Source organism: Leptothoe sp. PORK10 BA2, from assembly GCF_034932105.1.
Classification (GTDB): domain Bacteria; phylum Cyanobacteriota; class Cyanobacteriia; order Phormidesmidales; family Phormidesmidaceae; genus Leptothoe.
Genome location: NZ_JAYGIG010000005.1, coordinates 91,482 through 102,378 on the forward strand (window position 1 = coordinate 91,482; position 10,897 = coordinate 102,378).

Sequence of the window (10,897 nt, forward strand, 5' to 3'; positions counted from 1 at the left end):
AAATGGGTCGGGACCTGGCAGGCCCCGACCCATAGGGAAAACCTAAAGCGCAGTTTCTACTGCAGCACTTCCACTTGTACAGGTCCGACACCAGCGGACTGGAGACCAATGGCCCTAGCCGCCCCGGCGGATAGATCAATAATGCGACCATGGCTGTAGGGACCGCGATCGTTAATGCGGACGACCACCTGTTGACCATTGTTCAGGTTAGTTACCCGCACTTGAGTACCAAAGGGCAATGTGCGGTGAGCGGCCGTCATGGCGTGCTGGTTAAATGACTCACCACTGGCACTGGTGCGGCCATGAAATCCAGGCCCATACCAAGATGCCATGCCGTTGTAGCTGGAGCGTACGGCTGCTATCTGCTGAGCCGGTGGCGGCGGAGCGGGTCGGCCAATCACCTCAGAGACCGGTTCAGCCTCATTCCCTAAGAGACGGCGTAGTCGATTCGTCACCTGCAGAACATCCTCTGCCTCGTTGTCCGTGGCATCGGGCAGCTGAACGGTGTCCCCCAGGGTCACCAAAGGACTATCCCCAGCCATCACCACGTAGTTACCTTCCTGCCAATGGGCAGTAAAGGTAATGTTTTGACCATACAGTTGCTCTAACTGGGCAGATAGGGTTGCCGCATCCGCCAGGACACCATCATCAGCTTTGGCATCGGTTGTCTGGAGCCAACCAGAAACGACGTCAGTAGATTCGCCTGAGTCGATATAGGTTAATACAGGAATATTTTTGATGTAGACCGTAGCGGCTTGTCTGTTCTCATGCTGGTGGGCATTGACTCGCACGGTGGCCGTTGACCTCAGGAGGGCTTGAGACGTGTCGGTCAAGGACGGCTCTAAAGACTGATTATTGGTGGAAACCTCAATGGCTTCTTGGGAGCTGGTATCGCTGATATCTAAAACTTCGGCGTGGGAGCTGGTATCGCTGATATCTAAAACTTCGGCGTGGGCCTGTTCAAAAAATTGGGTGGCGGTAGTCAGCAAGACTGTAGCTGCTACATGCCAGATAAATTGTTTATTCATCAACTAGATGGCACTAGGCATAAGCGTCTACATCGCAGAGCGAGAAGTGGCAGCAAACTCAATGAATTGAATAGGGCAGCTTCAGGATGACGATGCATCGCGGACAAATCAAAAAAGTCAACGAGTGCCAATCTACCACGAAGGATTTCTGATTCAGATCCGCATTTTTGCCCGTGGGAACAGACAATGGCCTAGATGGATAACTTCATGGTTTCTTCACACAGTTCCGCCATTCGTCAACTGGTAAGGTTTGTAGACAGTTTTTGAGCTGTCCCACTGGCATAATTAGTTTTCGAAAAATTATGTGTCGGTTTGTAATGGTTCCAGATTATTAATGGATGCAAAAAAAATTAAAAGCGTTTTTTGGGAGGTTAGTGACTTCCTATGTTCAGTTTTCCTGACGTAATGCTCTTAAAAACGGACAAGCAGGGATAACAAATCGAGAATAAGCATTGGGGTGGGGTGGGCAGTACCCACGGTCCAAAGTAGAGTAATCAAGTTATTTCGGGTGAGGCCCATGGATTATCGGCAAGCGGGTGTGGATGTTGAGGCGGGACGGGCGTTTGTGGAGACCATTCGCAGCCTGGTGGAAGGGACCTATCGCCCTGGAGTGTTAGGGGGTTTGGGGGGATTTGGGGGCTATTTTGAATTACCTCCGGGATATGAGCAGCCCGTATTGGTTTCCGGCACGGATGGGGTGGGCACCAAGCTTAAATTGGCCCACATGCTCAACCGTCACAATACGGTGGGGATTGATTTGGTGGCTATGTGCGTGAATGACGTCCTCACATCAGGGGCCGAACCCCTCTACTTTTTAGATTATTTGGCCACGGGTCAGTTGGCCCCTGACCAGTTGACCCAGGTGGTGGCTGGGGTGGCGGAGGGGTGCCGCCAGTCGGGCTGTGCCTTACTGGGGGGTGAAACCGCTGAAATGCCAGGGTTCTACGGCCAGGGTGAGTATGACATGGCGGGTTTTTGTGTCGGCATTGTAGAGAAGAGAGCTATTTTGGATGGATCCCAGGTCCAGCCTGGGGATGTGCTGATTGGCTTGCCCAGCAGCGGTGTGCACAGTAACGGCTATAGCTTGGTGCGTAAAATTATGGCAGAAGCGCCTCGACGGCCAGAGTTAGGAGACAAAGCGGCAGCTCCGGATCAATCCATAGGCTACGGCTGGAATGAATGTCCCCAGATGCTGGCAGGTCAGTCTCTGGGAGAGGTGTTACTGGCTCCCACCCAGCTCTATGTAAAACCCGTGCTAGCGGCCCTTCAGGCTGGGTTAGAGATCCATGCCATGGCCCATGTCACGGGGGGCGGTTTTCCCGAAAATCTGCCCCGTTGTTTGGGGGAAAATCAATCTATATATATAGAGGCTGACAGTTGGCCATTGTTGCCGATCTTTAAATGGCTCCAGGCAGCGGGGAATGTGGCTCCGGCTGAAATGTTTAGGACGTTTAATATGGGTATTGGTTTTGTTGTGGTGGTGCCAGAGTCGGCGGTTGATGACGCATTGGCCCATTTTCAGCCCGCCTATCGGATTGGTACGGTAATTGAGGGGACTCTTGACGGCAATGGAGTAGTCACAGGATTACCGGAAGGTTAGGATACGTTGGGGTAAAAATTTCTTGTCTAGAAAATTTTACCCATGAGGACGGTGGGCATAGCCCATCCTAAATCCAATCGGAGGAATTGATTTTGAGCGCTCGGACAGGTAGCTGGCAACCAGCTGCGATCGCACTTTTAGCCATTATTACTGGCCTGATTTTGACCAGTACCCTAGTCATCATCAACCCTGGTCAGGCCGGGGTTTTGAGCATTCTAGGGAAAGCTCAAAACTCACCGCTGTTAGAGGGCATCCACATCAAGCCACCCCTGGTGTCCTTTGTGGATGTGTACGACATGACGGTCCAAAAATTTGAAGTCCCTGCGGAAAGTTCCACTAAGGACCTTCAAGATCTGCGGGCTCGGTTTGCCATCAACTTTCGCCTAGATCCGGCCAACATTGTCGAAATTCGACGCAAGCAAGGCACCCTGGCAAATGTGGTGGCTAAAATCATCGCTCCCCAAACCCAGGAATCCTTCAAAATTGCCGCCGCTCGCCGCACGGTTGAGGAAGCCATTACCCAACGGACCAAACTCAAGGAAGACTTTGACGATGCCCTCAGCAGTCGTCTAGAAAAGTACGGCATCATCATCCTCGACACTAGTGTGGTTGACTTGTCATTTTCCGAAGAGTTTGCCCGCGCAGTGGAGCAAAAGCAAATTGCTGAGCAAAGCGCCCGCCGCGCGGTGTATGTCGCCCAGCAGGCCGAGCAGGAGGCCCAGGCAGAAATCAACCGGGCAAAGGGTCGAGCCGAAGCCCAGCGCCTGTTGGCAGAAACCCTCAAGGCCCAAGGGGGTGATCTAGTTTTGCAAAAGGAAGCGATAGAAGCTTGGAAAGATGGAGGTTCCCAGGTTCCCAGGGTGTTAGTGATAGGTGGAGATAAGGGCAGTGGCATACCCTTTATCTTCAACATGGATAAGGAATAGGCCCTACCTTTACGGCATGATTTCGTCTAATATCCGCAACCCCTTGTGTAGAGATGTTCCATGGAACATCTCTACACAAGGGGGCCTTTGTTTGCGCACCTAACGCACATAAATGTGGATAAACCCATTGCTGTTGCGTTCGATGCTGCCAGTAAGGCCGTTTTGTTCAAACGGGTAGCGTTCTACCTCACCAGTGCGCACCTGCTCTAGGCCGGTTTCAATCTCCTGAGTGGACTGGCCATCCAGCATCCCCGCCAGGGCAACCCGCATAATCAATCGATCGTAAGACGGGGCAAACACCGCTTCGGCCTGCTGCACGGTGTTACCCCCAGCGTCATAAACGTAGGCGACAGACGCCCGATTGGGGTCTAGCTCATAGACGGCGGTGGTGGCCGATGGCGAAGTCGACTGGCGGGTGGGGGTGCCTAGACGATTTGCGATCGCACTGGCGCTGGTGCCAGGGGCAAAACCAGGGATGGATACCCCCCCATTGCCGCCACCGGGCGCTGCCGTATTAGGGTCACCACTGTTACTCAATATCAACGGTGGAGCATCGGACGTCTGGGGCGTGGTTGGTTCTGGCTCTGGTGCAATATCCGCCGTAACCTCACTATCCGTTGCCGACGTAGGAGGCGTTTCCTCAGGCAAAATTTCCTCTAGCTCCGGTAGCTTGATGTCGGGTAGTGTGACATCGGGTAGCTGCACCTCAGGCACAGAGATCTCAGGCAGGTTGGCTGTTTTCTCCCTAACGTTGTCCATGGCTTGTCGGACAGCGGTATAGACGCGATAGCCAACAAAACCCAGCCCTGTCAAGAGTCCGAGCAACATCAGCGACATTAACATCTTAAATAGGCCGGGTCCCTGGCGCTGGGGACGAGCCCTTGACCGTTCTGAGACTCGGTCTGGGGGAATCTCAGTGGCGACCGTGCGAGAATCATCCCGATTCAGACCGTAGCCGGTGGGATAACCAGGAGCAACAACCTGGGTGGGCTGGGTGGTTGAGCCGGTCTGACGCCCCCGCTGAGACAACGATGCCCCTGGGGTCGAGGATGAGGACAACAGCGTTAACCAGGTGGCAATGGACTGGGGGCGCTGGGATAGTTCTAGGGCCATGCCCTGGAGAATAGCCTGCTCCAGACCGGGACTCAGGTTGCGGTTTAGCTGCCTTGGCGGAGTGAGGGGTTGGTGCGATCGCAACACAGACGCCACAGGCACCTCCCCCGTCACCGCCGCATACAGCGTAGCCGCCAAACCATAGACATCCGAAGCCTCCGAACGTCGCGCCTTAGGCAAATACTGCTCCAGGGGAGCATAGCCTTCCGAAACCAGGTTGGTATGGGTTTGGGTTTGGCCACTAGACAGCTCACGGGCAATACCAAAGTCAATCAAAATTGCATTGGCACCATTCACCATGACGTTTTGCGGCTTTACATCCCGATGGAGTAACCCCTGCCCATGGACCGTTTGCAGCGCACTGGCGATTTGTCGAATATACTGCAAAGCCAACTCTTCCCCCAGGGGTCGACGGGGAAAGATCATGGCCGATAGGGGCTGGCCTGGAATAAAATCCATCACCAGATAGGGCCGCCCAGCTTCTACAAAAAAGTCCGTTACATTGACAATATTGGGATGCTTACACTGGGCCAGACGGCGAGCCTCCGCTTCAAATTGCTGTAGCTGTTGCCCCTGCTGCTCTTGTCTGGACGAATTTTCTGGCCAGTATAGGGTTTTAACGACCACCACCTGGTTAAGCGGATGACGGACCGCACGATAGGTTACACCAAACCCACCTCGTCCCAGCTCATCCTTAATGACATACTTGCCATTTTGGAGACTGGTGCCCACCAAGTTCGCACTGTTCACCATGCCAATCCACCCGATTCCACAGGATAATCTTTAACATAAAATTTCCTCCACCGCATGATATTGACGACAGCACAGGAACTGGGTCATATTTTGCTGCGAAAAATCTTCTGAACAAGATACTATCGGGTATCTTGACCGTTTGGATGTTGTTGGGCCAAGTCCCCTAGCCCCCCTTGCACCCATCCCCCCTCTAACCGTTGTCCATTTATAGTGTTAAAAACCTTTAACACTGGGACTAGTTTGTGCTTTAATGTCCGCTGGGACGGATGTTTTCAGAATGTTTCGGAGTTTTCCATCCATGAAGTCTGAGCAATGGCAGCGCCTTCTAAATGCGAAGGAAAATATCAAAGCGGCTCAGTTACTCGCCCACAGTCATTTTCACGATATTGCCATCTCCCGAGCCTACTACGCCATGATGTACGTAGCTGAGGCTCTGCTTCTAGAGCAAACAACGCCCATACCCACACAACATGAGGCCGTCAACAGCTTGTTCGCAGAGCGGTTTTCCGAAAAAAGCCCCCTATTTCAGCCCTACGGTGTTTATCTCAACAGCGGATTAGAAGCAAGACTACGAGCCGACTATTGCCATGACGAAAAGGCAACCCTAATCGGGGCTAAACAGCACATCAACCGGGCTAAAGCGTTCCTAGATCTGGCCAAGCATTACCTCAAAGCAGAGCCGGTAGCTGCAGGCCGAGCTGAGATCAGTACAGGCCGAGTATAGGCCCAAGGCTGGACAACGGCCCTAGGGTGATTCCTGTTTGCGGCGTTCAGCCAGCTTGAGCAAGGTTTCTGTATGGCTGGCTTTGGTAATCGGATAGAAGTACGCCAACACCATGCCGCACAGTACCAGCACCAGCGGCACCGGTCCCATAAAGAAACGAATAGCCAACAGGGCTGATTCTGGTTGCTCAGCCGCCGCCTTCACAAAACCAGAGGTCTGCAGGGCTAAACTAACCAGAAAAATACCGATAGCCAATCCCATTTTTTGTAGCAGGGTCATGAAGGCATAAAACACCCCCTCACGACGCTGCCCGGTATTGAGTTCGTCTAACTCAATTACGTCAGGCAAAATTGACCAAGGTACAACATAGGCTGTGGCTACACCAAAGCTGGCTGCGATACAGAGGCCATAGAGAAAACTCAGTTGCCCTGGCTGTAAGAAAAATAAGGCGATCTGTACGATCACCCAAATACCACTGCCTAGGAAATACAGTCCTTTTTTGCCAATGCGTTTGGCCAATAAATTACAGATCGCCATCATGAAGATGGCAGTCCCCTGTACTAACAGGGCCGCTAAAAAATAGTTATCAGCCCCCATCCAAAAGGTGACGTAAAACGGAATAATCGTGGCCGTAATTTGCAACGCCAGCCATGAACACATGTAGATGCCTACAACAAATAAAAATGGTCGGTTGCTAAAAACAGTTTTTATCTGCTGCAGAAACGAACTGCTCTTTTCGTTGCCGGTGTAATTGAGCGATCGCCCACGATAGGCGGCCTGTCGCTTGTAATAGGGAAAGGTACCCAAGACGCACCAGAAGATAGCTGCGATGGAAATCACCCCGCCCAGGGAGCCGAGTATTTGATACTGTCGTTGCGGATCGGCCACCATTTGGCTGACGATCAACCCCAGGGCTAACACTGACACAGCCCCAAATAGGGAAAATGACAGGCGAAATGACGTGAGTTCAGTCCGTTCGTCATAATCCTCAGTCATTTCAGCGGTCAGGATGGAGTATGGCAAGTTTGTCGTTGTAAAAAATATCTGAAAGACAACGGAAATAACCACGTAATACCAATACAGCGCGATTGGACTAGTCAACCCTGGCACAATCCAATTCAGGTAGAAGGTGACCCCAAAGGGTATGGCCGTCAGCACGATCCATGGGTAGCGTCGACCCCAGCGGGAGCGGGTGCGATCGCTCAGGATGCCAATAGCTGGATCATTGACCGCATCCCAGATTTTGCCAATCAAAAGCACGGAACCTGCTGTTAATGGCTCTAGCCCAGCAACATTCGTTAAAAAGATCAGAAATGAAAATGCCAGTAAGTTAGACGTTAGACCAGCCCCCAGATCCCCGGCCCCATAGGCCAATTTTACTGGCCAAGTCAATTTGGGTGGGGACTGTAATTTGTCTGAAGTTTCCATAGGGTCCGGGGAATTGTGAGAAATTATGCAGTCGCCGATTTAGAAGATAAACCGATCTAAGACACGGTACTCAGCAACGCCAACGTTATATTATTGCCCTATTTGTGTCATTCCCTATTCCCAGTTACCTATGTCAGTCCCCTCTAATCTCAAAAATTCCAACGACTCTAACGATCTCTACGTTTCCTGGTCAGACTACTATCAGTCCATTGAAAAATTAGCCATTGCGATTCATCAGTCAGGCTGGCAATTTAACCAAATTGTTTGTCTGGCCAAAGGAGGTTTACGGATTGGCGATATCCTCTGCCGTATTTATGATCAGCCCTTGGCAATTCTCTCAACGTCATCCTATGGCGGCGAAGGTAACCGAACCCGTGGGGCGATTACCTTCTCTAGGGATCTCAGCATGACCACCACCAACCTTGGTACCCATGTTCTCTTAGTAGACGACCTAGTAGACTCAGGCCAAAGTTTGCAGCGCAGCATCCGTTGGTTAGAACAACGATATGGTTTCTATATTGACGATATTAGAACCGCCGTACTTTGGTACAAAGACTGTTCAGTCATTAAGCCGGATTACTACGTTGACTATTTGGCCAACAATCCGTGGATTCATCAACCCTTTGAGAAGTATGAAGAGATGACCATTGATACGCTAATACGGGAGTCAAAAGGATAGACTGAACCATTCTTATGACACAGGTCACAAGTAAGCATCTATCTAAAATAATTTTTATACATGAACCATGGCACTATGCAGAGCCCAGCATTGCCGAATAACCCTAGGTAAAACAATGCTAGCCTCCCTACGCTTTATGTTTTTTCAACGGGAATTTGCCAGTCTCGTAACAGCGGAGTGAAATAAGTAAACAATGGTCCAGAGAAATCAAGTTATCATCCCCTCTATTTTTGTTTTGGTCGCAATTGGGATGATTGGCATAACGTTTGGACTGATTTGGCGCAGCCTAAATCAAACCTCTAATATCTCCCAGAAACCATCTGGTATTGAATCTTTGCCAGCGGCAACGCCAACGCAGCGTTCCCTCACTCAGCATACGGCCACCGTACTCAGCGTAGCCCTACGGCCAGATTCTACCCTGCTGGCTAGCGGTAGTTATGACCAAACGGTCAAGCTGTGGGACCTTAATACAGGTATGGTGCAGCGCACAATCAACCATGCGGGACGGGTCAATAGCATACTGTTTACACCTAACGGACAGTATTTGATCACAGGGGGCGGGGATGGCGATATCACTGTTTGGAACTCAGAGACTGGTGAGGAAGAACACCGATTTTCCGGTCGTTCCGGCCGAATTGTTAGCTTGGCTGTTAATTCTGATGGGACCTTGATAGCTAGCGGAGGTAGTAAAGGCACTATTCGTCTGTGGGATCTAGAAAAAAAACTGGAATCATCTACGTTGCTAGAGTCTGGACCACCGGTTAACGGTCTGGCATTTTCGCCAACCAATCCCCAGGAGTTAGTCGCTGGTGATCAAGATGGCGTTGTTACCCTGTGGAATATGCTTGATAAAAAAGCCGTCCGGACCTATAAGTCAGGAACGGATAGAATCACAGATGTTGACATTAGTCCTGATGGACAGTACATCGCGAGTAGTAGTTACGACCCCAGTATAAAAATTTGGAATTTAGCAACGGCGGCTGTTGAAAAAACTCTGACTGGCCATGATTTTGTTGTTGCTAACGTAGAATTCAGTCCCGATGGAGCAACGTTAGCCAGCAGTAGTTTTGACGAAACCATCAAGGTTTGGGATTGGGAACAATCTACAGAAAGTTGTACCTTGCGAGGGCATTCGGGATTTGTCTATGGCCTTGCGTTTGACCCACAGGGAATCGTGCTAGCAAGCGGTGGCTATGATGGCTTAGTGAAAACGTGGCCGCTGAGTGATCAAAAGACAGGCTGCTCAGCTAGCTAAGGGACAAAAGGTGGGGTATCAATTTAAGCCGGGAAATCCTGGCTGGGTGGGGATTCAGGGGTCAGAAGCCAGAAGCCGGTAAGGCACTGAAGGGACTGTAAATTAGTTTGTGTCAAAGGTCAAAACAAGATCTAATGAACAAACTACCGGAGACACGCCCAATGACCTTTCGACCCGAACTTATTGATGAACTACTCAAAGACTACCGTAACCCTGAAGACTTGATGGGAGAAGGCGGGATCTTCAAGCAATTGAGTAAAGCCCTTATTGAACGATGTTTAAGCGCAGAACTCGATACTCACAGAGAAGAAGAACGCTCAAAGCTAGAGCCAGAAGTGCCCCGCAATCGCCGCAACGGTCATAGCAAAAAGACCATCAAAGGAGATTTTGGTGCTGCCGAGATCGCAATCCCCCGCGACCGCAACGGAGCCTTTGAACCCCAGCTTATCCCCAAAGGCCAGACCCGCTTTAACGGGTTTGACGATAAAATCCTTTCTCTGTATGCCCGTGGCATGAGTACCCGTGACATCGAAGCCCAACTCAAGGACTTGTATGGGGTGGATGTCTCTCATACCCTGATATCCAACGTCACTGAAGCCGTCGAAGCGGAACGGAAATTATGGCAGAATCGCAGTCTTGATGAGATTTATCCGATCCTGTACCTGGACGCGATTGTCGTCAAAGTGCGCCATGAAGGACGAGTGATTAATAAAGCCATTCATCTGGCTTTGGGGGTAAATCTAGCGGGGCATAAGGAACTCCTGGGCATGTGGGTTACTCAGAATGAATCCTCCAAGTTCTGGCTATCGGTGCTCACAGAACTCCAAAACCGAGGAGTCAAAGATATTTTCATCGCTTGTGTCGATGGCCTCACCGGATTCCCAGAGGCGATTGAGGCTGTCTTTCCACAAACTCAGGTTCAGCTCTGTATTGTCCATCTCGTCAGAAATTCGCTCAGCTATGTGTCCTACAAAGACCGTAAGGCAGTGGCCGCTGACTTGAAGACAATTTACAAAGCTGCCACGGAAATTGAGGCAGAACAGGCTCTGATGGCTTTTGCCCAGCGCTGGGACAAACAATACCCCACCATTAGTAAGTCTTGGCTCAACCACTGGAGCCGAATTATTCCTTTCTTTGCCTTTCCTGCTGATATTCGTAAGGCGATCTACACCACAAACGCCATTGAATCCCTCAATATGACCTTGCGGAAGGTTTTACGAAATCATCGCTCCTTTCCAACGGATGAATCGGCGTTGAAGGTCATGGGCGTAACCGGTGTTCCTCGGCCATCAGTAAAGGGGCTGAAGTATTGTCAGTTGGAGGTTGTAGAGCATCAAGCAGGAAATAGGACTAGAGTTGGAATATGAACGCCAATCTAGTCCCAACAATAT

The 10,897-nt window shown here is 50.8% G+C and carries 8 protein-coding genes and 1 pseudogene; 6 read left to right on the plus strand and 3 right to left on the minus strand.

Annotated features, from left to right (window positions below; all coding sequences use genetic code 11):
* Nucleotides 1–56: 56 nt before the first annotated feature.
* Nucleotides 57–1,028, minus strand: coding sequence for a septal ring lytic transglycosylase RlpA family protein (locus VB741_RS02775; protein ID WP_323363617.1), 972 nt, complete (start codon nucleotides 1,026–1,028; stop codon nucleotides 57–59).
* 517 nt (nucleotides 1,029–1,545) lie between these two features.
* Here VB741_RS02775 and purM point away from each other — a divergent pair.
* Both purM and VB741_RS02785 read left to right on the plus strand, forming a co-directional pair.
* Complete coding sequence (purM, locus tag VB741_RS02780) at nucleotides 1,546–2,628, plus strand: phosphoribosylformylglycinamidine cyclo-ligase (RefSeq protein WP_323363618.1); 1,083 nt, start codon at nucleotides 1,546–1,548, stop codon at nucleotides 2,626–2,628.
* 92 nt (nucleotides 2,629–2,720) lie between these two features.
* Entirely contained in the window at nucleotides 2,721–3,554 is an 834-nt protein-coding gene (locus tag VB741_RS02785) for a prohibitin family protein (RefSeq protein WP_323363619.1), read from the plus strand.
* 99 nt (nucleotides 3,555–3,653) lie between these two features.
* Here VB741_RS02785 and VB741_RS02790 read toward each other — a convergent pair whose 3' ends face one another.
* The gene (locus VB741_RS02790; protein ID WP_323363620.1) at nucleotides 3,654–5,420 is read right to left on the minus strand and encodes a serine/threonine protein kinase; all 1,767 of its coding nucleotides are present in this window, start codon (nucleotides 5,418–5,420) and stop codon (nucleotides 3,654–3,656) included.
* A 298-nt stretch (nucleotides 5,421–5,718) separates the two neighbouring features.
* Between VB741_RS02790 and VB741_RS02795 the strand changes: the two genes are divergently transcribed.
* Nucleotides 5,719–6,144 carry a HEPN domain-containing protein gene (locus tag VB741_RS02795; RefSeq protein WP_323363621.1) on the plus strand — a complete coding sequence of 142 codons (426 nt, stop codon included), beginning with the start codon at nucleotides 5,719–5,721 and terminating at the stop codon, nucleotides 6,142–6,144.
* Nucleotides 6,145–6,165: 21 nt separating this feature from the next.
* On the opposite strand, the gene VB741_RS02800 is transcribed toward VB741_RS02795, so the two are convergent.
* Nucleotides 6,166–7,572: an MFS transporter gene (locus tag VB741_RS02800; RefSeq protein ID WP_323363622.1), complete on the minus strand. Its 1,407-nt coding sequence runs from the start codon at nucleotides 7,570–7,572 to the stop codon at nucleotides 6,166–6,168.
* A 130-nt stretch (nucleotides 7,573–7,702) separates the two neighbouring features.
* Here VB741_RS02800 and VB741_RS02805 point away from each other — a divergent pair, with 130 nt between their 5' ends.
* The 3 genes and pseudogenes from VB741_RS02805 to VB741_RS02815 form a co-directional block, all read left to right on the plus strand.
* Nucleotides 7,703–8,251, plus strand: a complete 549-nt coding sequence (locus VB741_RS02805; RefSeq protein WP_323363623.1) for a phosphoribosyltransferase — start codon at nucleotides 7,703–7,705, stop codon at nucleotides 8,249–8,251.
* A 250-nt stretch (nucleotides 8,252–8,501) separates the two neighbouring features.
* On the plus strand, nucleotides 8,502–9,506 hold the full coding sequence (locus tag VB741_RS02810) for a WD40 repeat domain-containing protein (RefSeq protein ID WP_323363624.1): 1,005 nt from the start codon (nucleotides 8,502–8,504) through the stop codon (nucleotides 9,504–9,506).
* Nucleotides 9,507–9,640: 134 nt separating this feature from the next.
* Nucleotides 9,641–10,768 (plus strand): annotated as a pseudogene (locus tag VB741_RS02815) (IS256 family transposase); the annotation flags it as partial.
* Between the last annotated feature and the right edge of the window lie 129 nt (nucleotides 10,769–10,897).

Bases quoted from the DNA above. Each gene is read 5' to 3' on its own strand.
- VB741_RS02795 (WP_323363621.1), top strand. From the start codon at position 5,719: ATGAAGTCTGAGCAATGGCAGCGCCTTCTAAATGCGAAGGAAAATATC.
- VB741_RS02805 (WP_323363623.1), top strand. From the start codon at position 7,703: ATGTCAGTCCCCTCTAATCTCAAAAATTCCAACGACTCTAACGATCTC.
- purM (WP_323363618.1), top strand. From the start codon at position 1,546: ATGGATTATCGGCAAGCGGGTGTGGATGTTGAGGCGGGACGGGCGTTT.
- VB741_RS02810 (WP_323363624.1), top strand. From the start codon at position 8,502: ATGATTGGCATAACGTTTGGACTGATTTGGCGCAGCCTAAATCAAACC.
- VB741_RS02775 (WP_323363617.1), bottom strand. From the start codon at position 1,028: ATGAATAAACAATTTATCTGGCATGTAGCAGCTACAGTCTTGCTGACT.
- VB741_RS02790 (WP_323363620.1), bottom strand. From the start codon at position 5,420: ATGGTGAACAGTGCGAACTTGGTGGGCACCAGTCTCCAAAATGGCAAG.
- VB741_RS02800 (WP_323363622.1), bottom strand. From the start codon at position 7,572: ATGGAAACTTCAGACAAATTACAGTCCCCACCCAAATTGACTTGGCCA.